Source organism: Nonomuraea sp. AD125B (assembly GCF_041402765.1).
Classification (GTDB): domain Bacteria; phylum Actinomycetota; class Actinomycetes; order Streptosporangiales; family Streptosporangiaceae; genus Nonomuraea; species Nonomuraea bangladeshensis.
Map to the genome: position 1 here is coordinate 490,364 of NZ_JBGLOU010000003.1, position 26,610 is coordinate 516,973.

The following is a 26,610-nucleotide window of genomic DNA, read 5'->3' on the forward strand; positions in this document are numbered from 1 at the left end:
GGGTCCCTTACGACGCGAAACCGGCGTCAATCTTGGTCTGCGGTACGGCCGGCAACTCCAGCCGCCGTCCCGGCATGGCCGCCAGCGCCACCAGGGCGATCACCGCCCCGGCCACGCCGATCGACGGCACGGCGACGGCCGCGGCGGAGGCGTGCGCGGCGGCGAGGCCCTGCGCCGGAGCCTCCGCCGTGACCGTGGAGGTGTAGAGCGCGCCGCCCACGGCCAGCGCCACGGAGCCGCCGATCTGGCGGAAGAAGGTGAGGTTGGCCGAGGCGGTGCCGAGGTACGCGGGCGGCAGCGCCTGCTGGACGGCCACGGTCAGCCCCGACAGCATCGGCCCCATGCCCAGCCCGATGAGCAGCATCCACCCGGCGAGCGCCAGGCCGCCGGTGTCCAGGGCGAGGTTGACGCAGAGCAGGGTGCCGGCCGCGAGCAGGAACGGCGAAGCCAGCAGCCAGGGCTTGTAGACCCTGGTACGGGACATCAGCAGGCCCATGACGCCGCTGCCCACGACCATGGCCAGCGTCATGGGGTAGATCCGCAGGCCCGACTCGGTGGCGCCGGCGCCCAGCGCCTCCTGGAAGTAGCGCGGCAGGAAGACGACCCCGGCGTACAGGCAGAACGCGGTGACGAAGGAGGTGACGTTGACCAGCGTGTACGTCCGGTTGCCGAACAGGTGCATCGGCATCATCGGGTTGGCCGCCCGCCGCTCCACCGCCACGAACGCGGCGAGCCCGGCCAGCGCCAGCAGGATCGGCCCCGCCACGGGCGCGTCGGTCCAGGTGTGGCCGTCGAGCCCCTTCTCCGTCAGCCCCACGAGCAGGGCGGTGATGGCCACGGTGAAGACGGCGATGCCCGCGTAGTCGGGACGCCCGCCGCCGCCGGTGCCCGGCCTCCAGGGCAGGCGCAGCGCCACGATCGCGATCACCACCGCGCCGAGCGGCACGTTCACGTAGAAACCCCAGCGCCAGCTCGCCTGGTCGGTGAACACCCCGCCGAGGAACGGCCCCGCCAGGTACGCCAGCGCCATCACGCCGCCGAGCGCCCCCTGGGTGCGCGCGCCGCGCGGGCTGCCGGGCGGGAACATCTCCAGCACCAGGGCGAGCGACAACGGCACCAGCGCGCCCGCGCCGAGCCCCTGGAGCGCGCGGAAGGCGATGAGCTGCGTCATGTCCTGGGCCAGTCCGCACAGGGCCGAGCCCGCCACGAACACCACCATCCCGACCAGCAGCAAGGGCTTCCTGCCGTGCTGGTCGGACAGCCTGCCGTAGAGCGGCACCGTGACCGTCGAGGTCAGCAGGTAGGCCGTCACCACCCACGTGTAGAGCTCGCCGCCGCCCAGCTCGCCGACGATGCGCGGCAGCGCCGTGCCGACGATCGTCTGGTCGAGCATCGCGAGGAACATGCCGCCGAGCGCGGCCACGAGGACGAGCGTGCTGCCGTCCCGCGTCTTCATGTCATCATTCACATGTGAAGATTGATATGTAAGCTCTTACATGTCAAGTCTTCGATAAGCTGACGGCCATGTCCCTGCGGATGGCGCTCCTGGGGCTGCTCTCGGTGAAAGGCCCGGCGAGCGGCTACGACCTGGCGAAGAAGTTCGAGATCTCGCTCAACCACGTCTGGCAGGCCGGGCACACGCAGATCTATCCGGAGCTCGTGAAGATGGCGGCCGACGGGCTGGTCGACGCCGGCTCCGAGGGCGCGAGGGGGCGCAAGACGTACACGATCACCCCCGAGGGGACGCGGCGGCTCCACGAGTGGATGATCGAGCACGCGGCGGTGGGCGTGACGCGGAGCGAGGTCGCGCTCCAGGCGTTCATGCTGCCGCTGCTCGACCGGGACGACGCGATCGCGGTGATGGAGCGGATCCGGGCCGGGTTCCAGAGGCGGCTGGCGACGCTGGAGAGCCAGTCCCCCGCCTCGTTCGGGGCGTACGCGCTGAGGCTGGGGCTGGCGCAGACGCGGACCAGCCTCCAGTGGGCCGACGAGGTCCTGGCGGAGCTCAGGGATTCGGCCGGGTAAAAGGACCACGTTCTGCTCGTGGTGTTGCGTTGATGGTCCGCCGGAAACAAATCCCGACATGGTGGACATATCACCTGGACAGCCATGAGCATCCTGGGGCTGGACCTGGCCGTGGATCTGGGGGCCGCGCGCACCCGGATCTACGTCAAGCGCAAGGGCATCGTCCTGGACGAGCCCTCCGCCGTCGTCCGCGACGCCAGGACAGGCAAGATCGTGGAGTACGGCGCGGAGGCCGACCCCGCGAGCGGCCACGAGACCTGCTGGCCCGTCAGCGCCGGCCTGCCGGCCGACGGCGAGCTGACCCGGCGGCTGATCAGGCACTTCCTGCGCAAGGTGCACCGGAGGCCCTTCGCGATCCGTCCGCGCCTGGTCATGGCGCTGCCGGAGGGCGCCACGTCCATCGACAGGGCGGCCCTCCGGGACGTGGCCTACGACGCCGAGGCCCGCGGGCTCCTGCTCGTCCCGCACGGGCTCGCGGCGGCGCTGGGCGCGGGCGTCCAGGTGCGGGACGGCACCGGGCGGATGGTCATCGACATCGGGCGGGACGTGGCCCGCGTGGCCGTCCTGTCCCACGGCGCGGTGGTGGCCTCGGCGACGGTGCCCTTCGGGGGCCGGGCCATGAACCTCGCCATCGTCCGCATGGTCGAGCGCGAGCACGGGCTGCTGCTCGACGAGGCCGAGGCGGAGGAGGCCAAGCGCCGGGCCGGCACCGACTGGAAGCCGTTGCAGCGGCACGTGACGGTCGAGGGGCGGGACGCCGAGACCGGCCAGGAGCGGGCCGTGTCGCTGCCCGTGCAGCTCATCTACGAGGCGACGCGGCAGCCGGTCGAGGCCATCGTGCGGGCCGCCGTCGGGACCGTCGAGGGATGCCCTCCCGAGCTGGTGGCCGACCTCGGGGAGCGCGGCGCGGTGCTGGTGGGGGGCGGCGCGCTGCTGCGCGGCCTGGGCCGGCGGCTGCGCGCGGCGCTGTACATGCCGGTGCGGCGGGCGGAGCGGCCCCTGTACTCGGTGGCGCTCGGGCTCGGCCGGTGCGTGGAGGACCAGCACCTGGTGAGCCGACTCAAGTCGATCATCCATTGATCCCGCGCGGCCTGCCGGAGGCGCGGGGCCTCCGGTAGGGTCCGGAGCATGCGTACCCGCCGATACGCAGCCTCCGTGGCGCTCGCCTGCGCCGCGGCGATCAGCGCGTGCACGGCGGGCCGCGGCCTCCCGACGCTCGACGAGGCCACCAGCCGGCTCGCCGCCGACGCCGACCTCCTCCTGCGCTCCTCCAGCCTGCGCCGCTCCGCGCCACAGCACATCGACGACGGCTCCTGCGCGCCCGGCGAGGTGCGCGGGTCGCTGCGCGCGGAGAGCGAGCGGGTGGACGCCTCCTCCGGCCTGCGGGAGAAGCTCCAGGCCATGGGGTACGCCGAGATCGCCGACGACCTGGACCTGCGCGACGGGCACCAGGACGTGACGGTGCTGCGCGACCCGAGGACGTTGCTGACCTTCGAGCTGACGGTCGCCCGTGGCACGGGCGTCCGCCTGGTCGGCTCGACCACCTGTTACGCGGCCTCCTAGCACGACAGCGAAAACCCCCACGAACGCCGTCAAGGCGGTGAGCGGATCGGTGCGACGACCGGCCGCCGCGGCGTGAACGTTTCATCGCACGCCACCGCGCGCTCGTCACCGGGTCATGCCTGGTGGGGGCGTCCCGGCGGGCCGGCGGGGGCCGTCACAGGCGGGGGCGGGCGCTTGACGGATGCGGCCGCGAGGTATTTGCTCCGCGACACACCACCACCGCAGCAGCCCACGCGGAAGGAGCGCCGCATCGGGCCGCGAAATGTTAGCGCTAACAACACGTCAGGAGGCTCCCTTGACCCCTATCGATTCGGCCCCCGTCCGGACGGCGGGCCCGCGCGCCTGGAGACGCGGCTGCGCCGCCGCGCTCACGGCCCTGGCGCTCGTCCTGGCCACCCTGGCGACGGGGGCGGGCACCGCCGCCGCCGAGTCCAACGGCGGGACGCGGGTCATGCCGCTCGGCGACTCCATCACCGAGGGCACCCAGGTGCCGGGCGGGTACCGGATCGGGCTGTGGCAGCGCCTGCTCGGCGGCCGGTACACGGTCGACTTCGTCGGCTCGCAGTTCAACGGGCCCGCCGGCCTGGGCGACCACGACCACGAGGGCCATCCGGGCTGGCGGATCGACCAGATCGACGCGAACATCGCCGGCTGGCTGCGCTCGTACACGCCGCGCACGGTGCTGCTGCACATCGGCACCAACGACGTCCTGCAGAACTACAACCTGGCCGGCGCGCCGCAACGGCTGTCCACGCTGATCGACCGCATCACCGCGGGCGCGCCGAACGCGGACGTCCTCGTCGCGACGATCATCCCGCTGTCCAACGCCGGTCAGGAGTCGGCCGCCCGCACCTTCAACGCGGCGATCCCCGGCATCGTCCAGAGCAAGGTGAGCGCCGGCAAGCGCGTCCGCCTGGTCGACATGCACAGCAAGCTCACCACCGCCGACCTGATCGACGGCATCCACCCCACCGCCGGCGGCTACGACAAGATGGCCGCCGCCTGGTACGCCGCGCTGCAGTCGGCGCCCGGCAGCATCGGCGAGCCCGGCGACCCCGGCTCCACGGCCGGCGCGATCAGGGGCGTGGGCTCGGGCCGCTGCCTCGACGTGGTCGGCGCCGCGCAGGCGAACGGCACGCCGGTGCAGATCTACGACTGCAACGGCCAGGCCAACCAGCGCTGGGAGGCCACCGGCGCGGCCGAGCTGCGGGTCTACGGCGGCAAGTGCCTGGACGTGTCCGGCCGCGGCACCGCGGACGGCACCCAGGTGCTGATCTGGGACTGCAACGGCCAGAACAACCAGCAGTGGCGCTTCAACGCCGACGGCAGCATCACCGCGGTCGGCGCGAACAAGTGCCTGGACGTGCCCAACTACTCCACGGCCAACGGCGTCAGGCTCCAGATCTGGTCCTGCAACGGCGCCGCCAACCAGCGCTGGACCCGCACCTGACCGCTTGACGTAACCGGACCGTGGTCCATATAGTTCTCGCAACTAACCGGACCACGGTCCGATACTGTCGAGAAAGAGGTGCTCCCATGCCGAAGCTCCTGCACGTCTCCGCCTCCCCGCGCGGCGAGAACTCCGATTCGCTGCGCATCGCCCGCACGTTCACGGACGCCTACCGCGACGCCCACGAGGGCGACGAGATCGAGCACTGGGACCTGTGGGACGGCTCCCTGCCGGACTTCGCCGCCGGCGCGCGCGCCAAGATGACCGTCTTCGGCGGCGGCGAGCCGCAGGGCGAGGAGGCCGCGGCGTGGGCCGCCGCCTGGCGCGCGTTCGAGCGCTTCGCCTCCGCCGAGCGGCTGCTGTTCAGCGTCCCGATGTGGAACGGATCGGTGCCGTACGTGCTCAAGCAGCTCATCGACGTCGTCAGCCAGCCCGGCTGGATCTTCGGCGTCGACCCGGAGAAGGGCTACAGCCACCTGCTGGAGGGGCGCGGCACCCGCGTCGCCGTCGTCTACACCAGCGCCGTGTGGGGGCCGGGGCTCGGCCCGGAGTTCGGCAGCGACTTCCAGTCCACGTACTTCACCGACTGGCTGCGCTGGACCGGCCTGACCGACATCAGCGAGATCCGCTTCCACCCCACGCTCACCGGCGACCGTGACGAGACGCGCCGGCAGGCCGAGGCGCACGCCCGAGAGCTGGCCAAGGGCTTCTGATGGCTCTCGGCGAGGAGGGGCTGCGGCTGATCCGCCGCTGCGGCGCCGCCGAGCACTGGCTGGCGGTCCTGGTGACCACGCGCGCGGACGGCGAGCCGTCCGTGAGCGTGGTCAACGCGGGCGTGCTGCCGCACCCGGTCAGCGGGGAGACGGTGGTCGCGTTCGTGGCGCGCGGCGGCACGGCCAAGCTCGCGAACCTGCGCGCCCTGCCGCGGGCCACGCTCGTGTTCCGGTCGGGCTGGGAATGGGCGGCGGTCCGCGGGCCGGTCGAGCTGGCCGGCCCGGACGACCCGCTGCCCGGCCTCGGCCCGGCCGCGCTGCCCGCGCTGCTGCGCGACATCTACCACGCGGCCGGGGGCGAGCATCCCGACCTCGGCGCGTACGACCGGGCGATGGCCGCCGAGCGACGGGCCGCCGTCCTGCTGCGCCCGGAGCGCTTCACCACCAACCCGCCGGGCACCGAGCACCAGGAGCACCCATGACGGACGACCTCGCACCCGCCGCACCGCCGGTCGCGGCGGGCACCATCCAGATCTGGTCCGACCTGCTGTGCCCGTTCGCCTACGTCGGGCTGATCTGGCTGCGCCGAGCCCGCGCACGGCTCGGGCTCGACGGCCGGGTCAGGGTCGAGCACCGCGTTTTCCCCCTCGAACTGTTCAACGGCCCGCACCCACGGCGCGGCACCGACACCGAGGCCGTCGGGCTCGGGCAGATCGAGCCCGACGCGAACTTCCGCGTCTGGACCGCCCCCGACGACCTCTACCCCCACACCGTGCTCCTGGCCGCCGAGGCCGTGCACGCCGCGAGCGCGCAGAGCCTGGAGGCGGGAGAAGAACTGGACCTCGCGCTGCGCCAGGCGTTCTGGACGCACTCCCGCTCGATCAGTCACCGCCAGGTCGTCCTGGACGTCGCCGCCGGGGTGCCGGGCGGGGTCGTGGACGTGGCCGCGCTGCGCGCCGCCCTCGACGACGGCCGCCACCGCGCCGACGTCATGCGGGACTTCGCGATCTCCGGCACCGACGCGATCACCGGCAGCCCCACGCTGCGCTTCGCCGACGGGACGAGCGCGCACAATCCCGGCATCAGCGTCTCCTGGCAGGGGCCGTGGGCGGCCGGCTTCCCCGTCGTGGACTCCTTCGACGCCGGCGCCTACGACGACCTGCTCAAGCGCGCGGCCCGGTGAGCGGCGGGCTCGTGCTCAAGCGAGTGGTGGTGGGGGTGCTCGCCACCAACTGCTGGATCCTGCACGCGCGCGGCGACCGCCGGGCCCTGGTCGTCGACCCGGGGGACGAGCCGGGCCGGATCCTGGCCGCGGCCCGGGGGCTCGACGTGATGGCCGTGCTGCTCACGCACGCCCATTTCGACCACGTGCTGGCCGTGCCGGACCTGGCCGCCGCGTGGCGGGTCCCCGTCCTGGCGCACCCGGCGGACGCGCCGGTGTGGCCGCACGAGGTGGCCGCCGCGCGGCGCGCCGGCCACTGGGACGCGGGCACCGCGACCGGTGAGCTGCTGGCCCGCGATCCGGCGTCCCTGGCCTTCCCCGCCGGGGCGGTGTTGTGGGACGGCGCGGTCACGCCGGTGGCGGACGGCGAGATCCTGCGGGTGGGGCCGCTGGAGGTGCGGATGCTGCACACCCCCGGGCACACGCCCGGCGGCGTGTCGCTCGCCGTGGACGGGCACCTGCTCACCGGCGACACGCTCTTCCCCGGCGGCCCCGGCCTCACCGGGCCGCCGCTGTCGGACTTCCCGGCGATCATCCGGTCCGTACGCCGGCTGCTGGACCTGCCGGGGACGACCCGCGTCCACCCCGGCCACGGCCCTGACACAACGGTCGCGGCGGAACGCCCTCACCTGGAGTCGTGGGTCGCCCGCGGCTGGTGAGAGACCGACTCCACGAGGCAGGTCACGGCGGCGGCGGCGCGGCCGGGGCCGTACTCGGCCCGCAGGACCCCCGTCACCTCCGCGCTCACGGCCGCCAGGAGGGCGTGGGCCAGCGGCTCGGCGTCGGCGTCCGGACGGGCCTCGGCCAGCAGGATGGCGACGTGGCGGTGCCAGAACCGGTAGGCGCCGATGCGGAACCTGGCGCCGGGGCTGGCGGTCTCGGACATCCTGACCAGGTCCAGGTGCCCGAGCACGTACTCCAGGTAGGCTGCGAAGAAGGCGGCCAGCCGGTCGCGGGCGGGCGCGCCCGGCCCCAGCGGCGGCGAGCCGGACAGGATGCGTTGCTGCAGGTCGCGTTCGCGCTCGTCGAGCAGTGCCGCCGCGAGGCCCGACTTGTCGCCGAAGCGGCGGAAGAGCGTGCCCTTGCCCACCCCGGCCTCGGCGGCGACGGCGTCCATGGAGACCGACTCCACGCCCTTCTCGGCGAACAGCCTGGCCGCGGCGGCCAGCACCTTACGCCGGTTGCGGGCCGCGTCCGCGCGCTCCTTGGGCGGCCGCGCGCCCAGCATCTCCAGCTCCTCCATGTAAACGGACTGTAGTCCACTTTTGTGCCGGCGCGCAACGCTTCTACGGGGTGGAAAGGGCCTCGGTCGGTGAGAGGCGCGAGGCGCGTACGGCCGGATAGAGGCCCGCCACCGCGCCGATCGCCAGCGTGGCCGCGAGGCCGCCCGCCGTCGCCCAGACGGGCACCACCGGGGGCCAGCCGCTGTAGAGCGCGTAGCCGACGGTCACGGCCGTGCCCAGCAGGACGCCGCCGGCCCCGCCGAGCAACGACAGGAGCAGCGACTCCGCCAGGAACTGGGTGCGGATCTGCCCCCTCGTCGCACCCAGCGAGCGGCGCAGGCCGATCTCGGCCCGGCGTTCCAGGACGGAGATGACCATCGTGTTGGCCACGCCGACCCCGCCCACCAGCAGCGCCACCGCGCCCACGCCCAGCAGGAGGCCGGCGAACGCCTGACTGGTGGCCTGCTTGGCGGCCAGCGCGTCGGACGGGCGGGAGACGTCCACCTCGTTCGGCGCCTCCGGATTGGCGGTGCCGGGCAGGACCTCGCGCACTGCCTCCAGCCCGGCCTCCTCCGCCCGGGTGTAGAGGGTCGTCGGATGGCCGTCGAAGCCCAGCCGCTCCTCGGCGACCGGCCAGCCGACCAGCACGCCGTTGTCGAGGTCGGTGGCGAGGGCCACCGGGTTCAGCACGCCGACCACGGTGAAGCGCACCCCGCCGACGACGACCTGCGTGTCCGGTCCTGCCGCGCCGACGCCGAGCCGCCGCGCCGCCGACGCGCCGAGCACGGCCGCGGGAAGGCGTTCGGTGGCCGCGTTGAGCCAGGTGCCGTCGCGCAGGGTCGCGCCGATCGTGGCGGGCAGGTCGAGGCGGGCCGCGTACGTGCTGAGCCCGCCGGTCTGGACCTCGGGGATCCGCTCCGAGCGGTAGACCTTCGCCTCCGGGATCTTGCCGACGGACGAGACGGCCTGCACCGGGCCGACGCGCTCGATCATGGCCTCGGCCTCCACCGGCAGCCGCGCCGCCTCCCCCGTCAGCGTGGCGCCGGCGGAGACGGTGAGCAGGTTGGTGCCGAGGGCGGAGAGCGTACGGTCCAGCTCGGCCCCGGAGGAGGACGAGAGCCCGACCACGCCCACCATGGCCGCGATCCCGATGGCGATGCCCAGCGCGGACAGGAACGCCCGCAGCGGGCGAGTGCGCAGGCCGACCGCGCCGACCCGCACGACGTCACCGGGCCGCATCCTGGCGGGCGCCGGCGGCGTCCTCACCGGCATCGGCCGCGTCCTTTCCGGCGCGGGCCCGGGAGGCTCCAGGGCGCTCATCGGGTCACCCGCCCCTCCGTCGCGAGGACGCCTGCGGCCGAGTCGGCGACGATGCGGCCGTCGCGCATGCTCACCTGCCGGGGCAGGCTGCCCGCGATCTCGTGGTCGTGCGTGATGATCACGATGGTCGTGCCGGCCGCGTTGAGCTCGTGCAGCAGCTCCATCACGCCCGCCCCGGACACCGAGTCCAGCGCACCGGTCGGCTCGTCGGCCAGCAGGAGCGGCGGCTCGCCGGCCACCGCGCGGGCGATGGCGACCCGCTGGCGCTCCCCGCCGGACAGCTCGTGCGGCTCGTGGTCCAGGCGATGCCCCAGCCCCACGCGTTCCAGTGCCTCGGCGGCCCTGCGGCGGCGTTCCGAGCGGCGCAGGCCCGTGTAGATGAGCCCGTCGGCCACGTTGTCCAGCGCCGGGACCCTGGCGGCCAGGTGGAAGTGCTGGAAGACGAAGCCGATCGTGGTCGCGCGCAGCGCCGAGAGCCGGCCGTCCGAGAGCGCCGCCACGTCGTGGCCGTCGAGCCGGACGGCGCCGGAGGTCGGCCGGTCGAGGGTGCCGACGACGTTGAGCAGCGTGGACTTGCCCGACCCCGACGGGCCCACGACCGCGACCAGCTCGCCGTGCTCGACGCGCAGCGACACCGACCGCAGCGCCGCCACCCCGCCGGGGTAGGCGCGGGACACCTCCGTCAGGGCGATCATCGGGTACGTCATCGCGGCATCCCCACCGTCATGCCCTCACGCAGCCCCTCGCCCTCGACCTCGACCCGCCCGCCGGAGAACAGACCGGTCTCGACGGCGACGTACCGGGCCGAGCCGCCCTCGACGACCTGCAGCCCGAACCCGCCCTCCCGCAACGCGACCAGCGCCGCGACCGGCACGGTGAGCACGTTCTCGCGCCGCGAGGCGGTGAAGGTCACGTCCACCGCCGCCCGGTCCAGGCCCTTGGCGGCCTTCACCGCCTTCGCGGACGTGAGGGCGACCAGGGCCTCGACCCTGGTCTCGGGGTCGGCCCCCTGGCCCTCGCCCGGCTTGATGACCGTGGCGACCTCGGTGACCTTGCCCGGCACCGTCGTGCCGTCGGGCAGCGTGACCCGGACCTTGGCGCCCTTCCGCGCCATCCGCTGGTCCTCGGCGTCCAGCTCGGCGGTGACGACCTTGGCCGTTCCCGTGTAGGTCAGGATCTTCTGGCCCGGCTGGGCCGGCTGTCCCTTCTCGGCCTCCAGGCTCTCCACGCGCACCTTCCCCGGCGCGAACACGACCCGCCCCAGCTCCACCACCCCGGTCTCCTCCAGGCCGCGGTCGGCCTGCCACTCCCTGACGGCCGCGGCCGTGCCGTAGGTGTACTCGTCGTCCACGGTGAAGCCGTCGTAGCCGAGGCGGCGGAGGTTGCGCTCCAGGTTCTCGACGTCCGAGCCCTCCGTGCCGACCCTGAGGTCGCGGTAGGCGGGCGTGTCGCCGTACATGAGGATCACGGGCTCGTCGTCCACCCGGTAGAGCGAGCGGCCACGGGCGATCCGCGCGCCGCTCGCGGGCAGCCAGGTGATCGTGCCCGGCCTTCTCGCCACGGCGCCGGTGACCGGGCCGTGGCCGAGCTCGCCGTCGGCGTCCACGGTGTCGTCGAGGGTCTGCCTGGTCACCGTGGCGGTGGCCGGGGGCAGGATCGCGGCCGCGCCGGTCGGGCCGGCCCCGCCCGCCAGCGGGCCGGCGGCGTTGAACGTCACGAACGCCCCGCCCGCGGCGGCCAGGACGACCAGCAGCCCGGCGAACAGGCGGCCTCTCATCCCAGACCTCCCATGCCGGCCTCGGCCATCTCCTTCTGGCACTTCTCCTGGGCGGTCTTGAAGTCGGGGTCCTCGCCGACGTCGCGGGTGATGCGCATCATGCCGCCGTCGGGGTCCGGGAACTTCTCGACGCCGTTGTCCCGCATGCACTGCGCCGCCTTGCGCAGCGCCTCGGCGCGCTTGGGATCGCCGCCGCCCTTGAGCTGGCCGCCCGGGGCCCACTGCTTGCACGCCTGTGCGGCCTGGTCGACCTTCTCCTTCGGCGTGCCGGGACCGATCCTCATCGTGACGCCCTTGCCCGGCTCGGGGTCGGGCATGTCGATGCCGTGCTCGCGCATGCACTGGGCGAACTTGATGCCCTTCTCCTGCGGATCGGCGCTCGGCGGCGCGCTGGTCGCGGCCTGGGTGCCGGTGACCGACGCCACCTCGGAGCCGCCGCCTCCGCCGGCCGCGCAGCCGGTCAGGAGCAGGGCGAACGCGACGGGCGCGGCGGCCAGGGCACTGCGGGCTCGTCCTCGCATGAGTGGTCTCCCCCATCTGGTTGGTACGTCATGTGGGTCTTCGATGGGAGATGCAATAGGCCGGGCTGTTTCCTCCGCGTTTCCTGGTGTCCGGCCCCGCCGCTTACCTCCGCCGAACGCCGTCTGAGCCACACTCGGCTCCGTAGCCGAAGGAAAGGGCCGGAGAGAAGCCATGCGGGTGCTGGTGGTCGAGGACGAGCACGTGCTCGCCGACGCGATAGCCGAGTGGCTGCGTGAGGAGACGCACGCGGTCGACCTGGCGCACGACGGCGAGGCGGCGCTCGAACGCCTCGCGGTCAACGACTACGACGTGGTCGTGCTGGACCGCGACCTGCCGCGCGTGCACGGCGACGACGTGTGCAAGGAGCTGGTGGCCTCCGACTCGGTCACGCGGGTGCTCATGCTGACCGCCGCGGCCCAGCTCGACGACCGGGTGACGGGGCTGTCCATCGGGGCCGACGACTATCTGCCGAAGCCGTTCGCGTTCCCCGAGCTGGCCGCGCGGGTGCTGGCGCTCGGCCGGCGGTCGCGGCCCGCCGCGCCGCCGGTGCTGCGGCGGGCCGGGATCACGCTCGACCCGGCGCGCCGCGAGGTGTTCAGGGACGGGCGGTTCGTGCCGCTGGCGAGGAAGGAGTTCGCGGTGCTCGCCGAGCTGCTGCGGGCGCAGGGCGGCGTGGTCTCGGCCGAGCACCTGCTGGAGAAGGTGTGGGACGAGCACGCCGACCCGTTCACGGGGGCGGTCCGGCTCACCGTGCTCAAGCTGCGCCGCAAGCTCGCCGGCCCGCCCGTGATCGAGACCGTGCCGGGAGTGGGGTATCGGATCGGATGACCGGACGCTGGCGGCCGCGCGGGCCGCGGACGTTGCGGCTGCGGCTCACCCTCGGGTACGGCGCGATCTTCCTGGTGGCCGGGCTGGCGCTGCTCGGGGTCACGTACGTGCTGTTCGACCAGCAGCTCACGCGGTCGTTCGAGGACCGGTTCGTCGCCGCGCCCGGCCTGCACAAGCAGTTCTTCATCGTCAACGGCGACGTGCAGCTCACCGGGGACGCGGCCGTCGAGTGGCTGCGGCGGCAGGAGCTGGAGCTGCGCGGGGCCGCCGGCACCTCGCTGCTCGCGCAGGGCGTGCTCGCGCTGGCCGAGCGCGGGCTGCACGAGCGGATCGCGCTGGAGGGCCGCCCGGCGGACGAGGTCAAGCGGCTCGCCGACACCTTCGACACGATGGTCGAGCGGCTGGACCACTCCTTCGACGGGCAGCGCAAATTCGTCGCGAACGCCTCCCACGAGCTGCGCACGCCGCTCACGCTCAACCGGGCGCTGGTCGAGCTGGCCATGCACCGGCGTACGGCCTCGCCGGACGTCAAGGAGCTGGGCGAGAGCCTGCTGGAGATCAACGCCCGGCACGAGCGGCTCATCTCCGGTTTGCTGCTGCTGGCCCGCTCGGAGCAGGAGATCGCCGACCGCTCGCCGGTGGACCTCGCCGACGTGGTGACGCACGTGGTGCGGCAGACGGCCGGCGACGCCGCCGCGGCCAAGGTCACGGTGTACGAGGTGGCCGGCCAGGCGCCCGTCACCGGGGACGCGCTGCTCCTCGAACGGCTGGTGCACAACCTGGTCGAGAACGGCATCAGGTACAACCTGGACGACGGGAGCGGGTGGGTGCGGGTGGTGAGCCGTACGGTGGCCGACGGCAAGACGCAGATCGAGGTCAGCAACACCGGGCCGGAGGTGCCGCCGTACGAGGTGCCGCCGCTCTTCAAGCCCTTCCACCGGCACGGCGCCGAGCGGGTGGTGACGGCGCGGAGCGCGGGGCTCGGGCTGTCGATCGTGCGCTCGATCGCGGTGGCGCACGGCGGCGACGTGAGCGCCCGCCCCCGCGAGGACGGCGGCCTCGTCGTCACCGCCACCCTCCCCCGCGCCCGCCACTGACCGGCCGTCAGTCCCCGCCGAGCAGCGCCCGCAGCGTCGCGTCGGCCCGCCCGGCCTCGACGGTGACGATGTCGTACGCCGCCACCCCCGCCACCGCGAACGGATCCTCGGCCGCCGCCCGCTCGACCCGCTCCCGGTCGCCGACGGCGAGGATCACGCCGCCGAGGTCGTCAGGGACCGTCTGCCCGGACAGCAGGAACATGCCGTCGGCATGCCACCGCTGGAGGTAGGCGACGTGGCCGGGGACATGCGGCGCGACCTCGGCGGGCGGCGCGGTGTAACGCACCAGCAGCACGTGCAGCACCGGCGGGCTCTCATCGGCTGGTCGATCACTCACCTCGGGCGCCTTTCTCCCTCGCGGCTCGCGCTGTGCGGGCACCACCCTGCCAGGCCGGGCCGACAGAATCGGGGTATCGGGGCCGGGGGCGCGGGTAGTGATCGCGGAAACGCACGGGAGGAAGTCGCTCATGTCCGCTCCCTCGATCCCCCGCTTCCACCTGGCCGTGCCCGTGGACGATCTCGACGCCGCCCGGCACTTCTACGGCGAGCTCATCGGCTGCGCCCAGGGCCGCAGCTCCGACAGGTGGATCGACTGGAACCTGTACGGGCACCAGTTCGTCACCCATCTCGCGCCAGGCGCCGCCGGGGAACGGGCGCGCAACCCGGTGGACGGGCACGACGTGCCGGTGCCGCATTTCGGACTGATCCTGACGATCCCGGAGTTCCACCGGCTGGCGGACCGGCTCGGGGCGGCCGGCGTCGCGTTCGTCATCGAGCCGTACCTGCGCTTCGCGGGCCTGCCGGGCGAGCAGTGGACGATGTTCCTGCTCGACCCGGCGGGCAACGCCCTGGAGTTCAAGGCGTTCGCCGACGACGCGCAGATCTTCGCGGTCCACTAGCCGAGGGCGGCGGTGCGCAGCGAGCGGTAGAGCAGGCGGGCGTCGCCCAGGTGGTGGCGTAGCAGCTTCTCCAGGCCGCCGATCGGCACGAGGTTCTGCGGCGCCCGCGGGTCCTTGTAGTCGACGCCGGCGAGCGGCGGCAGCGCCAGGGTCACGGCGTCGGCGAGCCGTACGACCTGGGCGGGCTCCAGCTCGGCGCTCGCCTCGCAGCGCGCGACCCCCGCCCACGGGGCGGAGGAGCGGACCGGCAGCCGGACGTACCAGGCGTGCCGCCGCCAGCTCGTGCCCATGAGGAACACCGGCGTCCGCTGCCCCGGCGCGAGCGCCGCCACCACCGAGGACTGCGGCGGCGGCAGGTAGGCCGTGTGGTGCGTCTTGATGTAGCCGACCGTGCGCGGCAGGTGGGTGCGGCCCCGCAGCGGGCCGTCCACCAGCAGCAGGTCGTCGCTCTCCGTGCGGTGACGCACCGCCAGGTCCACTTCGAGCTGGGTGACCTGCCGCTGCAACGCCAGGGACAGCTCCTCGAAGCTGGCGTCGGCGGCCTTGCTCGGGTGGTAGGTGGCGTGCGGCGTCTTGACCTCGGGGGTGTTCGGGGAGGCGGAGATGAGCGTCCTGCTGACCTCGATCGCGGCCAGGTCGGCGCCCTCCGGGCCGCAGCGGACGATCCCGGCCGCGTACGAGGCCGCGATCCCCGGCACCGGCATCGGCGCGCCGGGGTCCTCGACCCAGACCCGCGCGTCCACGCGGCGTACCCCGTCGGCGACCAGCAGCGTCGTCGGCGGGACCGCGTCGGGCGCGGGCGTGACCGGCTGCCAGGCGGCGGGCTGAAGCTCGACGTCGAGCACCAGCTCGGCGCTGGTGGCGCCCATCTCGGCGATGTTCTCGACGGCGAGCGCGGCGGCGTAGCCCGGGTCCCACGGGTCGACCGTGAAGCCGCTCACGCGATCCCGGCCTTGCGGACGTGGGAGCCCTTGCCGTCGCGGCTGACCTCGAAGCGCACCGGCACCCGCTCGGCCAGCGCGGGCACGTGGGTGACCAGGCCGATCATGCGGTCCTGGCCGGCGGCCAGGCGTTCGAGCGTGGTGGCGACGGTGTCGAGGGTGGCCGGGTCGAGGGTGCCGAAGCCCTCGTCCAGGAAGATCGAGTCGAGGCTCTTGGCGACGGACCCGGACAGCGCGAGGGCGAGGGCGAGCGCGGCCTGGAAGGTCTCGCCGCCTGACAGGGTGCGGGCGCTGCGCCGCAGGCCGGCCTCGGCGTGGTCGATGACCTCGATGTCGCCGGTGCGGTCGGCGAGCGCGAGTTCGTACTGGCCGTCGGACAGCTCGCGCAGCGTCTCCGAGGCCGTGGCGACGAGCACCGCCAGGGCCTCGGCGCACAGCCAGCGCTCGAAGGCGTTGGCGCGCAGCCGCAGCGCGAGCTCGTGGGCCACCTTGGCCTCGTGCTCCTTCATGGCGACCCGCTGCTCCAGGTCGGCGGCGCGCTTGCGTTCCTCCCTGAGCCGGTCGAGGTCGCTCTCGGCGCGGGCGAGCGCGCCGGCGACGGCGGCGCCGAGCTGGTCGGGCGAGGCGTCGCGGGGCGGGACGACGCCGTGCTCGGCCAGGCGCTCGGCGAGCCTGCGGCGGTCGGCGGCGAGGCGGTCGCGGGCGGCCTCGGCGGCCCGGTCGCGCCAGGCCAGCAGCTCGCTCCAGGCCCGGTGCAGGTCGTCACGGACGAGAGGCGGCGGCGCGTCCCCCTGGGTCTCCTCGCCGGGCGCCGGCGGATCTTCGGGCCCGGACCGCCCGCCGGAGTTCAGCGGGTCTTCGCGCCCGGACCGCCCGCCTGAGCTCAGCGAGTCGTCGGGCCCGAAGCGGCCGCCGGAGACGAGGAGGCGGTCGCGGGCGGACTCCAGCGTCTGCCAGGCCGACGCCGTCTGGCGTTCGACCTGGTCGGCGTGGTCGCGGGCGCGCTGCAGCCGGCCGCGCGCGGCGCGTACGGCGGCGCGGGCCTCCCCCGCCACCGCGTCCGCCTTGGCGATCTCCGCGAGCCGGGCCTCCAACTCGGCGCGGTCGCCGGGCGCGGGCAGCGCGGCGAGCCGGGACTCCAGCCCTTCCGCCTGCCTGGCCAGCAGCGACGCCGACGTCTCGGCCTTGGCGTGCGCGGCGCGGGCGCGCTGGGCCTGCTCGCGCGCCTGGGCGAGGGCGCGGTCGGCGGTGCGCATGTCGGCGGGCGAGCGGTGCAGCGGCAGCTCGGCGACCGGGTGGTGGCAGACCGGGCACGGCTCGCCGACGGCCAGCCGGTGCACCAGGTGGGCGGCGGCGTGGGCGTCGCGCAGCCGTTCGCGCCGCTCCTCGGCCGCGCCGGCGGCCTGCTCGGCGGTCTCGGCGGCGGCGGCGAGGTCCGCGAGGCCCGCGACGGCGGCCTCGGCCTCGGCGCGGGTGCGGGCCGCGTCGGCGGCGAGCCGTTCGCGGGCGTCGAGCGCGGCCAGCTCGGCCCGAGGCGCGCCGCGGTCGCCCAGCGCGGCCAGCGCCTCGAACGCCTCGTGCTCGTCGGCCTCCAGCGTGGCGACCTCGCGGGCCAGCGTCTCGACGGCCTCGGCGGCGGCGCGGCGGGCCGAGGCCAGGGTGGGGACGGCCTCCGGCATGGCCAGCCTGGCCAGCACCGCCTGCCGTTCGGCGACGGCGGCGCGCTCCTGCTCGGCGCGGCGGATGTCGCCCTCGCGGGCGCGCAGCAGGTCGAGGTCGGCGCCGATGGCGTCGGAGAGCCGGCGCAGCGCCTCCATGCGCTCGGCCAGCTCGCGCTCGGCCTCCTCGCTCGCGCCGGACAGCTTGGCGAGCTGGTCGCGGGCGAAGGACGCCTCCTGCCTGGCGCTCTCCTCCTCGCGGGCGGCGCGCTGCCTGATCAGCTCGTACACGTCGGCGTCGAGGAGCTGCACCAGCAGGTCCTGGCGTTCGCGCGGGGCGGCGTGCAGGAACTCGGCGAAGCGGCCCTGCGGCAGCACCACGCACTGGGTGAAGAAGCGGTATTCGAGTCCGGTGACCCGCTGCGCCTCGGGGGTGACGCCCTCGCCCTCGGCGAGCGGCTTGACCACGGCCTCGAACGCCTGCTCCAGAGGCGCGGCCGGGTCCAGCTCGTCGAGCCGCGCCTCCTTGGTGCGGACCGCGCCCTTGGCGTCGCGCACCATCGCGCGGACCACGCCGTAGCGGCGGCCGTCGCTGTCGAAGACCATCGCGACCTTGCCGGCGGCGACGGACGGCGCGAGGGCGTGCGCGACGGCGCCCTCCCTGCCCCAGCGTGGCACGGTGCCGTAGAGGGCGAAGCAGACCGCGTCGATGATCGTGCTCTTGCCGGCGCCGGTGGGGCCGACGAGCGCGAAGTAGTCGGTGTCGGAGAAGTCGACGACCACCGGCTCGCGGAAGCTGCCGAAGTGGTCGAGGTGGAGCAGCAGGGGGCGCATCAGCCGGTCACCTCGTCGTAGAGCCGGTCGAACAGGCCGGCCACCTGGTCGTCGTGGCGTCCGGTGGCGGCGAGGTAGTCGCGGAACAGCTCGCGGGGGCTGCGGCCGGCCGTGCCGGCCCGGCGGGTGGCGGGCACCGGGCGGAACTTCTCGTCCAGCATGACGTCCACGGCGGCGCCCGCGAGCAGCTCGCGTACGTCGTCGGCGAGCCCGACCCGGGGTTTCTCCTCCACGACGACCTTGAGCCAGTCGTCGCCGGGGTCGATGCCCTCCAGCTGCTCCAGCGTGCCGCGTACGGTGCGGAGCCGGCGGGCGGAGGAGAAGGTCAGCTCGCGGACCACGGCGGGCCGGCCGGGCGAGACCTCGACCAGCAGCGCGCCGGGCACGTTGCCCTCCTCGCCGAAGTCGACGTTGAGCGGCGAGCCGCTGTACCAGATCGGGCAGGGGCCGGGGATCTGCTGGCGGCGGTGCAGGTGGCCGAGCGCGGCGTACTGGGTGGTGGTGGGGAAGGCGGTCGGCTCGAAGTAGTACGAGAAGATCGACTGGGCCTCGCGCTCGCCGCCGCCGAACGCGCCACCGGGCAGGGTGCCGTGGGTGGTGACGAGGTTGACGGTGTCGCCGTGGAAGCCGGCGGTGAGCGCGCCGATCAGCTCGCCGATGCGGGAGGCGTAGTCGCGGTTGTGCTCGGCGGCGGTGCCGGTCAGCACCTCGGCGGCGCGTACGACGTAGCGGTGCGACAGGAACGGCAGCACCGCGAGGCGCACCGGCTCGCCCGTACGCGCGGTGAAGGCGAGCGTGCCGCCCGCGTCGGGGCGGCGGAAGACGCCGACCACGTGCAGGCCGAGCTTGCCCAGCACGGGCCGGTAGACCTCGAGGAGCTGCGCGTTGTCGTGGTTGCCGGCCAGCACGACGACGTCGCGGTTGTCGCCGCGCAGCGCCATGAGCGCGCCGAGCACCAGCGACTGCGCCTCCGGCGTGGGCGCGGAGGTGTCGAAGAGGTCGCCGGCCACGATGACGGCGTCCACGTCGTGGGTGCGGGCGGCGGCGACCAGCTCGCGCAGCACCTCCCGGTGCTCGTCGAGACGGGACCGGCCCTTGAGCACCTTGCCCACGTGCCAGTCCGCGGTGTGCAGGATCTTCACGAGACCACCTGTGTGTCAGAAGGGCGGGATGTCGTCTTCGATGGCGGACGGGAGGCCCTGGAACGGGTCGCCGCCCGTCCTCGCGCCCGGCCTGTCGCCCGTCTTGTCACTGGCCCGGGGCGCGGCCTCGGCGGGCCTGGTGGCCCAGGCGGGGAACGGGAAGGCCACGGCCAGCGGCACCGGGATTTCCGGCTGGGCCACGAACATGGTGCCCGGCTTGGCGATCGTGGCGCGCTCGCGGACGGCCGGGGGCATCCAGCCGTACTCGGAGCGGGCGGCCTCGGCCGGGTCGAGCCGCCCGGCGACGCGGACGGCGCTGTTGGAGACGATCCGCCGCTCCACCTCGGAGGCGGTCTGCTGGGCGCCGATGAGGATGACGCCGAGCGAGCGGCCCCGCTCGGCGACGTCCAGCAGGATCTCCTTGATCGGGGAGTCGCCCTCGCGCGGCGCGTACTTGTTGAGCTCGTCCAGCACCACGAACAGCAGCGGCTTGGCGCTGCCCGAGGACTCCTTGCGGTGGAACTCGCCGCGCAGCACCACGCCGACCACGAACCGCTGCGCCCGCTCGGGCAGGTTGTGCAGGTCGACGATGGAGACCTGGGCGTCGGAGGTGCTGACCGAGTGGCTGCGGTAGAAGGGCAGGTCGCCGCGGACGATCGGGGACAGCGGGCGCACGGCGCTGCGCAGGCGGCGCAGGAAGGCGTTGACGGTGCCGAGCGGGGTCTGCGCGCCGGTCCAGTCCCTGCGGGTGTCCTCCTCCTGGAGCTGGTCGGAGAGCATCTCGACGAGGTCGGCGAAGGTGCGGCAGGTGGTGCCCTGCACGCGTACGGCGCCGCCGTCGCCGATCGGCTCGGCCCACGACTTCAGCCGGGCCGCGACCTGCCCGACGAGCAGGGAGTAGCCGGCCCGCTCGTCGTCGGCGTCGGCGAAGACGAAGCGCAGCAGCTCCTCCTGGCAGAACTCGACCAGCGTCCAGTAGAAGGCGCTGACGCCCTGCGTGCGGGCGGCGACGTGCGGGACGCCGTTGGGGTCGTTGGGGCGCGGCGGGGCGAAGACGTGGACGCTGCCGAAGGCGCGCGCGGGCAGCCCGAGCCTGGCGTAGCCGTCGCGGGCGCGCTGGTCGAGCCGGGTGTTGTCGTGGTCGAGGAAGAGCAGGTCCTCGCCCTTGACGGAGAAGATGAGCGCCTTGGTGTTGGCGGACTCGGCGTCGAGCACGCCGGAGTTGAAGATCGAGTAGAGCAGGAACGTGGCGAAGGAGGTCTTGGTGGCCACGCCGGACACGCCGGAGATCGACACGTGGGCGCCGCGGGTGCCGTCGAGGAAGTCGAAGTTGACGTAGAGCGGCTGGCCGTCGCGGCCCATGCCGAGCGGGATGCGGCGCTCCATGACGTCGAAGTAGAGCGCCTGGTCGCGGTCGCCGGAGCCGGCCAGGTAGACCTGGGAGCCGGGCAGCGGCGGCACGAACACCTCCGGCTCGACCCGGGTCACCCGCACCTCGGCCACCTCGACCACGGCGGCCGGGAGCGCGCCGTCGGCGATGAGGAACACGTCGGAGTCGTACGCGGCGCCCTCGTGCCGGGCCTCCACCGTGGTCACCACGCCCGCGACCAGCACCGGGCCGTGGCCGGGCACCTCCCGCCTGGTCACCACCACGTCGTCGAGCTGGAGCACCCTGCCCGGCTCCAGGCCCACCCAGAACGACAGCGGCGAGGCCGCCTGCGTGCCGAGGACCCGCCCGACCACCTCACCGGTCACCTGCGCCCCGCCTGCCGCTGTCGCCGCCTGCGGGCTCGCCGCTCCGTTGACCGTCACCAATCCCTCCGCCCCCAACCAACGCCCTTCCCAAGGAGGGTAGTAGGGCGGGCGGGGTGCGTCCGGCTCATTCGGCCGCCGGTACCCCTTTTCAGCCGCCGGTGCGCGTGACGGGAACGCGGTGGACGCGCAGCTCGTGCGCGCCGTCGGCGCGGGTCATCTCGTAGTAGAGCCACCAGTGGTCGTCGTGGAGCAGCGCGTCGAGGTAGCGGACCGAGCCGGTGCCGTACGGGGAGGTGACCCAGGGGCCGTACTCGGACAGCCGCCGCCAGGAGAACAGGTCGGCGGAGACGGCGACCCCGCAGCGTTCCTCGTAGTTCTCGGTGTGGGAGGCCGAGCCGTCGTAGAAGCCGACGTAGCCGCCGCCGGGCACGGGGACGACGCTGTTGAGCCGGGCCTGGTAGCGGTCCCAGCCGGTGCCGACGGGCAGGACCGTGCCGCGCCAGGTGAACGACTCGCCGTCGAGGCTGGTGGCCAGGCCGGTCGGGTGGACGGTCGCGCCGACGTTGTAGATGTCGGCGGTGGCGTGCGCCTCCGGGTCAGGGCGGTCCATGGGCGCGGCGTAGCTGGCGAACAGGTACGTGACCGGCCCGGCCCGCAGCACGAACGGGTCCTTGACCCCTTCGGTGCCGGTGGAGGCCGCGGTCAGGACCGGCCGGGCCCGGGTGACGTCGAAGCGCGACGGGTGCTCGGCGGTGAGCGCGTCGATGCGCCACCGGTTGTCGGCGGGGTCCACGTACGACAGGTAGAGCCGGTAGCCGCCGCTGACCGGCATCAGGCAGAAGCGTTCCATGGAGGGGGTGCCGAGCTCGTCCTTGTGCACGCTCCACACGTCGGTGAACCGCAGGCCGTCGTCGCTCACGGCCACCGCGCACTGCCAGCCCCGCTCGGCCGCCGCGCCCCTCGGCCGCCGCCGGCGGTAGGTGAGCCAGAACCGCTCGCCGTCGTGCAGGACCCCGGCCGCGCCGCTCCAGTAGCCCGGCTCGTCCTTCTCCGGCTCCATCACCACGGAGCCCGCCACCGGATCGAACGCGGACAGCGGAGCGAACACACGATTTGCCACTTTGTCTACCTTTCGTACAAGAAACTGTCCAGGGCGACGGCGGCTCCGCCCACGACCCCGGCGTCGCCGCCGAGGGTCGGACGCTCCACCCGTACCATGTCGCGCAGCACGGGGAACACCTTGGCGCGCAGCGCGGCGCGCACCCGGTCGAAGACCGGCTCGGGAGCCGTGCGGAAGATGCCTCCGAGCAGGATCAGCTCGGGGTTGAGCAGGTTGACCACGCTGGCCAGGCCCGTGGTCAGGTGGCCCGCGACCTCGCCGAGCAGCTCGTCGTCCAGCTCGGCGAGCGGGTCGGGCGAGGGGCGGCCGAGCCGCTCCGCGAGGTACGCCTCCGACACGACGGTCTCCAGGCAGCCGGTCGCGCCGCAGGCGCAGGTCCTGCCCTTCTCGCGTACGCGCAGGTGGCCGAGCTCGGTGACGCCGTACGCGCCGGGACGGAACGGCTGCCCGCCGATCACCAGCCCGGCGCCCACGCCGGTGCGGACGTGGACGTAGAGGAGCGGGTCCGCGCCGCCGGTCGCGCCGTAGCGGCTCTCGGCGAGCGCCATGGCGCGTACGTTGTGGTCCACGACCGCGGGGACGCCGAGCGCGGGCTCCAGCAGGTCGGCGAAGGGCACGTCGCGCCAGCCGAGGTTGACCGACAGGACGTTGCGGCGGTGCTCGGCGTCCACCGGGCCGGGGGCGGCGACCCCGACGCCGAGCAGCCGACCGTCGGGCAGGCCCTTGGCCAGCAGGGACGCCTCCTCGGCGATGCGCGCGACCACCCGTCCGGGCCGCTCGGCGGGGTCGAAGGCGAACGACGCGCTCCGCGTCACCCGGGCCCTGAGGTCGCACAGCCCCAGCTCGACGGTGCCCGCGCCGACCCGTACGCCGATGACGTTGCGCGCGTCGGCCCTGATGCCGATGCCCGTGGACGGCCGGCCGACCCGCTGGCCGGCCCCCTCCACGGCGCCCTCGGCGACCAGGCCCTCGTCGAGGAGCTGGCCGACGACCTTGGTCATGGTGGTGGCCGACAGGCCGAGCCGCCGCGCGAGGTCGGCGCGCGGCTGGGCGCCGTCGTCGCGCAGGCTGCGCAGCACGAGCCGCAGGTGGTGCCTGCGCACGTCCTGGACCGGTGAGATCCGCTCGCCCATCGTCGCCCCTTAAGTAACTACTGGTGAGAAAATAAGGCTTACGTCCGAATTAGGCAATATGTCGCGAATCTGGGGCGTCAGAGTCATAGGCTGCCCGCGTGATCAGCCGTGCCGCCCAGGTGGAGTCCCTCCTGTCGGCCGCCGTCGTCGGCTGGGAGCCGGTGCCGCCCTGGTCCGTGGCGCGGGCGCGGCTCGGCGCGGGCGGGTCGGCGATCGCCAAGTGGACACGCCCGCACGTGCTCCAGGCGCGGGACGACGGCCGGCGGACCCGTACCGAGGTGGCCGCGCTGCGCTTCCTCGCCGACGACCTGGGACTCGACCTCGCGCCGCGCGTCCTCGCCGTCGACCTGGACGGCGGCCTCGTGGTGCTGGAGGACCTGTCCCCGCGTACGCCGCTGGACGGGCTGCTGCACGCCGACGGCCCGGCCCCGCACGCCGCCCGGCTCGCCGCCTTCGGCCGCGCCCGCGGCACGCTGAGCGCCGCCACCGCCGGCCGGGCCGCGGCCTACTACGCCCGGCGGGCCGCGCTCGGCCCGGTCTCCCCCGCCGAGGACCGCGCCGGGCATCTCGCCGGGCACCATGAGCGGGGGCTGCGGGCGTCCGCCGACTTCGGCGCTCCGGTCACCGGCCGCGCGGCGGACGAGCTGGCCGCCGCCGTGTCCGAGCTGCGCGAGCCCGGGCCGTTCCTGGCGCTGAGCAACGGCGACCCGGAGAGCAACAACGTGCTCGTCCACGCCGCCGGCGAGCCGGACGCCCGGCTCATCGACTTCGAGTTCGCCGGGTACACGCACTGCCTGCACGACGCGGTCTGCCTGCACGTCCCCGGACCCGGCTGGCTCTCGGTGGCCGATCCGGGGCCGGCCGCCGCGTACCGGCGGGCTTTGGCGGCGGGCGTGCCCGAGGCCGAGGACGACCGCCGCTACGGCTTCGGCCTCGCCGCGGCCTGCCTCTGGTACGCCCTCGTCCGCGTCGAACGCCTGCCGGCCCTCGACGCCCGACCGCCGGGCGACGACAGCCGGGCCCAGCTCGTGGCGACCCTGGAGGCGGCGGCCGGCGTCGCGAAGGGCGCGCTGCCGCACCTGGCGGGCTGGGCGGACCGGACCGCCGGACTGCTCCGCCGCCGCTGGCCGGACGCGGACCGCGATCTCGGCGGGCTGCCGCCGTACACGCCGCGCCGCCGGGATCTCTAACGGGAGCCGATCCCGGCCAGCTTGTCGGGGTTGGTCACCGAGTAGATGCCGCTGATCCGCTCGCCGTCGGGCGCGAGCTCCACGACGACGACGGCCAGCGGGCTGTCGCCGGAGAAGACGAGCGCGCACGGATCGCCCGCCACCCGCCGGTAGCGGAGGTCCAGGCCGCCGTCGGGCAGCGTCGCGGCGACCGACACGAACAGGGCGGCCACCCGGTCGCGGCCGTGCACGGGACGCAGGCTGGTGGCCGGACCCTTGCCGCCGCCGTCCGTCCACAGGGTCACGTCCGGCGCCAGCACCTCCAGCAGGGCCCTCAGGTCCCCGCCGAGCGCGGCCTCGGCGAACCGCTCGGTGACCCGGGCGTGGACGTCCGGCTCGGCCCGCCTACGGGGGCGCCGCGCGTGCACGTGGCGGCGGGCACGGGCGGCGAGCTGGCGGACCGCCGCAGGCGTGCGGCCCAGGATGCCCGCGATCTCCGGATGGCCGTACCCGAACACCTCGTGCAGCACGAACACCGCCCGTTCGAGCGGCGACAGCGTCTCCAGGACCACCAGCATCGCCATCGACAACGACTCGGCCCGTTCGGCGGCGGCGGCCGCGTCCTCCTCGACCGTGATCAGCGGCTCCGGCAGCCAGGGGCCCACGTACGTCTCCCGCCGGCGGCTCAGGTCCGCGCGGCGGGCCAGCGCCTGGTTCACCGCCATCCGCACCAGATAGGCCCGCGCGTTCTCGACCGGCCCCGCGGCCGGCCTGTCGCGGCGGGCGGACCAGGCCAGCCACACCTCCTGCAGCGCGTCCTCGGTGTCGGCGACGCTGCCGAGCATGTTGTAGACCACCGAGAACAGCAGCTCGCGATGGCCGAGGAACTGCTCCGTGGCGGTCGCGTCCCCTGGGGTCGATGTCATGGCGAACCTCCTCATCCGCCGCCGAAGAGCTCCGTCACGCCCGAAGTGTGACATCGACGCCCGATGTCACACCCGTCCGCCGGGACTCCTCTCTGGTGGCGTCACGACTGATGGAGGAGATTTCGATGCGTACGCTGATCCGCGACGTCCGGTTGTTCGACGGCGAACGGTCCGTCCCGAGGACCGACGTGATGATCGAAGGCGGGTCGATCACCGCGGTCGGCCCCGGCCGGCCGGGCGACGCCGAGGTGAGCGGCGCGGGCAGGACGCTTCTGCCGGGGCTGATCGACGCGCACACGCACGTGTTCGACGGCAGCCTGGCCCAGGCCCTGCGGCACGGGGTCACCACGGAGCTCGACATGTTCTGCCTGCCGCGGATCCTCGGCGAGCAGCGCCGGCTCGCCTTGGAGAGCGACGACGTGGCGGATCTGCGCAGTGCGGGCACCCTGGCCACCGCACCGGGCGGGCACCCGACCCAGCTCCTGGCGGCCCTGGCCGGCACCGTGCTCGCCGGCCTGGAGGCCCCGGAGATCGAGTTCGTGTCCGACCCCGCGCGGGCGCCGGCGTTCGTCCGGGCCCGGCTGGCCGAGGGAGCCGACTACCTCAAGATCGTCATTGACGACGGCAGGGTGCACGGCGCCGACCTGCCGGCGATGACGCCGGACGTCGCCACCGCCCTCACCGGGGCGGCGCACGACGCCGGGCTGCGGGTCGTCGCCCATGCGATCACCGCGTCCGAGGTGGAGATCGCGCTCGACGCCGGCGTGGACGGCCTGGCCCATGTGTGGACCGACCTCGCGCCCGGCGACCCGGCCTCCCGGCGGCTGGCCGAGCGGGCCCGCCGGCAGGAGGTCTTCGTGGTGACCACGCTCGCCTATTTCGAGGCGATCACCGCTCAGCACGTCAGGACCGCCGACTGCGCGCGTCCCGGCAGCTCGGCCAACGCCGCCGGCGCGCTGCGGGACCTGCACCGGGCCGGGGTGCCCCTGCTCGCCGGGACGGACGCCACCCCGTTCACGCCCGCCCACGGCGCCGGCCTGCACCGCGAGCTGGAGCTGCTCACCGAGGCGGGGCTCAGCCCCGAGGAGGCGCTGGCCGCCGCGACCAGCGTGCCCGCCCGGCACTTCGGCCTGGACGACCGCGGCAGGATCGCCCCCGGTCTCCGCGCGGACCTGGTGCTGGTCGAAGGCGACCCGACCCGTGACATCACCGCCACGGCCTCCATCGTGGACGTCTGGCGTCGAGGAGTGCGCCAGACCCGCTAGGCGAGACCTTGCCGACACGCACGGATAG

Annotated in this window: 27 protein-coding genes; 13 read left to right on the forward strand and 14 right to left on the reverse strand. The window is 74.4% G+C overall.

Annotated elements, in window-relative coordinates; all coding sequences use genetic code 11:
* Positions 1 to 7: 7 nt before the first annotated feature.
* Positions 8 to 1,468 (reverse strand): MDR family MFS transporter, encoded by a 1,461-nt coding sequence (locus ACBR40_RS11350; RefSeq protein ID WP_371248626.1) that lies wholly within the window; start codon positions 1,466 to 1,468, stop codon positions 8 to 10.
* Positions 1,469 to 1,524: 56 nt separating this feature from the next.
* Here ACBR40_RS11350 and ACBR40_RS11355 point away from each other — a divergent pair, with 56 nt between their 5' ends.
* From ACBR40_RS11355 to ACBR40_RS11390, 8 genes are all read left to right on the forward strand, one after another.
* Positions 1,525 to 2,025, forward strand: a complete 501-nt coding sequence (locus tag ACBR40_RS11355; protein WP_371248627.1) for a PadR family transcriptional regulator — start codon at positions 1,525 to 1,527, stop codon at positions 2,023 to 2,025.
* Positions 2,026 to 2,109: 84 nt separating this feature from the next.
* Positions 2,110 to 3,105 carry a rod shape-determining protein gene (locus ACBR40_RS11360; RefSeq protein WP_344206627.1) on the forward strand — a complete coding sequence of 332 codons (996 nt, stop codon included), beginning with the start codon at positions 2,110 to 2,112 and terminating at the stop codon, positions 3,103 to 3,105.
* Positions 3,106 to 3,153: 48 nt separating this feature from the next.
* On the forward strand, positions 3,154 to 3,588 hold the full coding sequence (locus ACBR40_RS11365; RefSeq protein ID WP_371248628.1) for a hypothetical protein: 435 nt from the start codon (positions 3,154 to 3,156) through the stop codon (positions 3,586 to 3,588).
* Between the two features lie 295 nt (positions 3,589 to 3,883).
* Entirely contained in the window at positions 3,884 to 5,038 is a 1,155-nt protein-coding gene (locus ACBR40_RS11370) for a lectin (RefSeq protein ID WP_371248629.1), read from the forward strand.
* A gap of 86 nt (positions 5,039 to 5,124) precedes the next feature.
* Positions 5,125 to 5,751, forward strand: coding sequence for an FMN-dependent NADH-azoreductase (locus ACBR40_RS11375; protein ID WP_371248630.1), 627 nt, complete (start codon positions 5,125 to 5,127; stop codon positions 5,749 to 5,751).
* Positions 5,751 to 6,233, forward strand: a complete 483-nt coding sequence (locus ACBR40_RS11380; protein ID WP_371248631.1) for a pyridoxamine 5'-phosphate oxidase family protein — start codon at positions 5,751 to 5,753, stop codon at positions 6,231 to 6,233. Before ACBR40_RS11375 ends, ACBR40_RS11380 begins: the two co-directional genes overlap by 1 nt.
* Positions 6,230 to 6,934, forward strand: a complete 705-nt coding sequence (locus ACBR40_RS11385) for a DsbA family protein (protein WP_371248632.1) — start codon at positions 6,230 to 6,232, stop codon at positions 6,932 to 6,934. Before ACBR40_RS11380 ends, ACBR40_RS11385 begins: the two co-directional genes overlap by 4 nt.
* Positions 6,935 to 6,945: 11 nt before the next feature.
* Positions 6,946 to 7,632: an MBL fold metallo-hydrolase gene (locus tag ACBR40_RS11390; RefSeq protein ID WP_371248633.1), complete on the forward strand. Its 687-nt coding sequence runs from the start codon at positions 6,946 to 6,948 to the stop codon at positions 7,630 to 7,632.
* Here ACBR40_RS11390 and ACBR40_RS11395 read toward each other — a convergent pair.
* The 5 genes from ACBR40_RS11395 to ACBR40_RS11415 are packed head-to-tail and all read right to left on the reverse strand — an operon-like array spanning position 7,599 to position 11,814.
* Positions 7,599 to 8,216, reverse strand: a complete 618-nt coding sequence (locus tag ACBR40_RS11395) for a helix-turn-helix domain-containing protein (RefSeq protein WP_344206620.1) — start codon at positions 8,214 to 8,216, stop codon at positions 7,599 to 7,601. The genes ACBR40_RS11390 and ACBR40_RS11395 overlap by 34 nt on opposite strands.
* 43 nt (positions 8,217 to 8,259) lie before the next feature.
* Positions 8,260 to 9,468, reverse strand: a complete 1,209-nt coding sequence (locus tag ACBR40_RS11400; RefSeq protein WP_371248634.1) for an ABC transporter permease — start codon at positions 9,466 to 9,468, stop codon at positions 8,260 to 8,262.
* Between the two features lie 44 nt (positions 9,469 to 9,512).
* Positions 9,513 to 10,223: an ABC transporter ATP-binding protein gene (locus ACBR40_RS11405; RefSeq protein WP_344206618.1), complete on the reverse strand. Its 711-nt coding sequence runs from the start codon at positions 10,221 to 10,223 to the stop codon at positions 9,513 to 9,515.
* Positions 10,220 to 11,293, reverse strand: a complete 1,074-nt coding sequence (locus ACBR40_RS11410) for an efflux RND transporter periplasmic adaptor subunit (protein ID WP_371248635.1) — start codon at positions 11,291 to 11,293, stop codon at positions 10,220 to 10,222. Before ACBR40_RS11410 ends, ACBR40_RS11405 begins: the two co-directional genes overlap by 4 nt.
* Positions 11,290 to 11,814, reverse strand: coding sequence for a hypothetical protein (locus tag ACBR40_RS11415; protein ID WP_371248636.1), 525 nt, complete (start codon positions 11,812 to 11,814; stop codon positions 11,290 to 11,292). The genes ACBR40_RS11410 and ACBR40_RS11415 overlap by 4 nt, the downstream gene beginning before the upstream one ends.
* A 172-nt stretch (positions 11,815 to 11,986) precedes the next feature.
* Between ACBR40_RS11415 and ACBR40_RS11420 the strand changes: the two genes are divergently transcribed.
* Complete coding sequence (locus ACBR40_RS11420; RefSeq protein ID WP_371248637.1) at positions 11,987 to 12,643, forward strand: response regulator transcription factor; 657 nt, start codon at positions 11,987 to 11,989, stop codon at positions 12,641 to 12,643.
* Positions 12,640 to 13,740 carry a sensor histidine kinase gene (locus tag ACBR40_RS11425; RefSeq protein ID WP_371248638.1) on the forward strand — a complete coding sequence of 367 codons (1,101 nt, stop codon included), beginning with the start codon at positions 12,640 to 12,642 and terminating at the stop codon, positions 13,738 to 13,740. Before ACBR40_RS11420 ends, ACBR40_RS11425 begins: the two co-directional genes overlap by 4 nt.
* A 7-nt stretch (positions 13,741 to 13,747) precedes the next feature.
* Here ACBR40_RS11425 and ACBR40_RS11430 read toward each other — a convergent pair whose 3' ends face one another.
* A complete protein-coding gene (locus ACBR40_RS11430; protein WP_371248639.1) occupies positions 13,748 to 14,077 on the reverse strand; it encodes a YciI family protein in 330 nt (109 codons plus the stop codon).
* A gap of 130 nt (positions 14,078 to 14,207) precedes the next feature.
* Here ACBR40_RS11430 and ACBR40_RS11435 point away from each other — a divergent pair, with 130 nt between their 5' ends.
* Entirely contained in the window at positions 14,208 to 14,639 is a 432-nt protein-coding gene (locus tag ACBR40_RS11435; RefSeq protein ID WP_344206612.1) for a VOC family protein, read from the forward strand.
* Here ACBR40_RS11435 and ACBR40_RS11440 read toward each other — a convergent pair.
* The 6 genes from ACBR40_RS11440 to ACBR40_RS11465 form a co-directional block, all read right to left on the reverse strand.
* On the reverse strand, positions 14,636 to 15,580 hold the full coding sequence (locus ACBR40_RS11440; protein WP_344206611.1) for a hypothetical protein: 945 nt from the start codon (positions 15,578 to 15,580) through the stop codon (positions 14,636 to 14,638). The genes ACBR40_RS11435 and ACBR40_RS11440 overlap by 4 nt on opposite strands.
* Complete coding sequence (locus ACBR40_RS11445) at positions 15,577 to 18,072, reverse strand: AAA family ATPase (protein ID WP_371248640.1); 2,496 nt, start codon at positions 18,070 to 18,072, stop codon at positions 15,577 to 15,579. The genes ACBR40_RS11440 and ACBR40_RS11445 overlap by 4 nt, the downstream gene beginning before the upstream one ends.
* Entirely contained in the window at positions 18,072 to 19,214 is a 1,143-nt protein-coding gene (locus tag ACBR40_RS11450; protein WP_344206609.1) for an exonuclease SbcCD subunit D, read from the reverse strand. The genes ACBR40_RS11445 and ACBR40_RS11450 overlap by 1 nt, the downstream gene beginning before the upstream one ends.
* Before the next feature lie 15 nt (positions 19,215 to 19,229).
* On the reverse strand, positions 19,230 to 21,026 hold the full coding sequence (locus tag ACBR40_RS11455; protein ID WP_371248641.1) for an ATP-binding protein: 1,797 nt from the start codon (positions 21,024 to 21,026) through the stop codon (positions 19,230 to 19,232).
* Between the two features lie 91 nt (positions 21,027 to 21,117).
* Complete coding sequence (locus ACBR40_RS11460) at positions 21,118 to 22,089, reverse strand: hypothetical protein (RefSeq protein ID WP_344206607.1); 972 nt, start codon at positions 22,087 to 22,089, stop codon at positions 21,118 to 21,120.
* Between the two features lie 5 nt (positions 22,090 to 22,094).
* On the reverse strand, positions 22,095 to 23,222 hold the full coding sequence (locus ACBR40_RS11465; protein WP_371248642.1) for an ROK family protein: 1,128 nt from the start codon (positions 23,220 to 23,222) through the stop codon (positions 22,095 to 22,097).
* A 98-nt stretch (positions 23,223 to 23,320) separates the two neighbouring features.
* On the opposite strand from ACBR40_RS11465, the gene ACBR40_RS11470 reads away from it, so the two are divergent.
* On the forward strand, positions 23,321 to 24,412 hold the full coding sequence (locus ACBR40_RS11470; RefSeq protein WP_371248643.1) for a hypothetical protein: 1,092 nt from the start codon (positions 23,321 to 23,323) through the stop codon (positions 24,410 to 24,412).
* On the opposite strand, the gene sigJ is transcribed toward ACBR40_RS11470, so the two are convergent.
* Positions 24,409 to 25,317 carry an RNA polymerase sigma factor SigJ gene (gene sigJ, locus ACBR40_RS11475; protein ID WP_371248644.1) on the reverse strand — a complete coding sequence of 303 codons (909 nt, stop codon included), beginning with the start codon at positions 25,315 to 25,317 and terminating at the stop codon, positions 24,409 to 24,411. The two genes, ACBR40_RS11470 and sigJ, sit on opposite strands and share 4 nt — an antisense overlap.
* 125 nt (positions 25,318 to 25,442) lie before the next feature.
* Between sigJ and ACBR40_RS11480 the strand changes: the two genes are divergently transcribed.
* Positions 25,443 to 26,582 carry an amidohydrolase family protein gene (locus ACBR40_RS11480; RefSeq protein ID WP_371248645.1) on the forward strand — a complete coding sequence of 380 codons (1,140 nt, stop codon included), beginning with the start codon at positions 25,443 to 25,445 and terminating at the stop codon, positions 26,580 to 26,582.
* The last annotated feature ends 28 nt before the right edge of the window (positions 26,583 to 26,610 follow it).

Excerpts from the sequence above, each read along its gene's own strand:
- ACBR40_RS11395 (WP_344206620.1), bottom strand. The coding sequence starts at position 8,216 with ATGGAGGAGCTGGAGATGCTGGGCGCGCGGCCGCCCAAGGAGCGCGCG.
- ACBR40_RS11355 (WP_371248627.1), top strand. The coding sequence starts at position 1,525 with ATGTCCCTGCGGATGGCGCTCCTGGGGCTGCTCTCGGTGAAAGGCCCG.
- ACBR40_RS11410 (WP_371248635.1), bottom strand. The coding sequence starts at position 11,293 with ATGAGAGGCCGCCTGTTCGCCGGGCTGCTGGTCGTCCTGGCCGCCGCG.
- ACBR40_RS11400 (WP_371248634.1), bottom strand. The coding sequence starts at position 9,468 with ATGCCGGTGAGGACGCCGCCGGCGCCCGCCAGGATGCGGCCCGGTGAC.
- ACBR40_RS11465 (WP_371248642.1), bottom strand. The coding sequence starts at position 23,222 with ATGGGCGAGCGGATCTCACCGGTCCAGGACGTGCGCAGGCACCACCTG.
- ACBR40_RS11360 (WP_344206627.1), top strand. The coding sequence starts at position 2,110 with ATGAGCATCCTGGGGCTGGACCTGGCCGTGGATCTGGGGGCCGCGCGC.
- ACBR40_RS11365 (WP_371248628.1), top strand. The coding sequence starts at position 3,154 with ATGCGTACCCGCCGATACGCAGCCTCCGTGGCGCTCGCCTGCGCCGCG.
- ACBR40_RS11380 (WP_371248631.1), top strand. The coding sequence starts at position 5,751 with ATGGCTCTCGGCGAGGAGGGGCTGCGGCTGATCCGCCGCTGCGGCGCC.
- ACBR40_RS11415 (WP_371248636.1), bottom strand. The coding sequence starts at position 11,814 with ATGCGAGGACGAGCCCGCAGTGCCCTGGCCGCCGCGCCCGTCGCGTTC.
- ACBR40_RS11420 (WP_371248637.1), top strand. The coding sequence starts at position 11,987 with ATGCGGGTGCTGGTGGTCGAGGACGAGCACGTGCTCGCCGACGCGATA.
- ACBR40_RS11385 (WP_371248632.1), top strand. The coding sequence starts at position 6,230 with ATGACGGACGACCTCGCACCCGCCGCACCGCCGGTCGCGGCGGGCACC.
- ACBR40_RS11405 (WP_344206618.1), bottom strand. The coding sequence starts at position 10,223 with ATGACGTACCCGATGATCGCCCTGACGGAGGTGTCCCGCGCCTACCCC.
- ACBR40_RS11375 (WP_371248630.1), top strand. The coding sequence starts at position 5,125 with ATGCCGAAGCTCCTGCACGTCTCCGCCTCCCCGCGCGGCGAGAACTCC.
- ACBR40_RS11435 (WP_344206612.1), top strand. The coding sequence starts at position 14,208 with ATGTCCGCTCCCTCGATCCCCCGCTTCCACCTGGCCGTGCCCGTGGAC.
- ACBR40_RS11480 (WP_371248645.1), top strand. The coding sequence starts at position 25,443 with ATGCGTACGCTGATCCGCGACGTCCGGTTGTTCGACGGCGAACGGTCC.
- sigJ (WP_371248644.1), bottom strand. The coding sequence starts at position 25,317 with ATGACATCGACCCCAGGGGACGCGACCGCCACGGAGCAGTTCCTCGGC.
- ACBR40_RS11425 (WP_371248638.1), top strand. The coding sequence starts at position 12,640 with ATGACCGGACGCTGGCGGCCGCGCGGGCCGCGGACGTTGCGGCTGCGG.
- ACBR40_RS11445 (WP_371248640.1), bottom strand. The coding sequence starts at position 18,072 with ATGCGCCCCCTGCTGCTCCACCTCGACCACTTCGGCAGCTTCCGCGAG.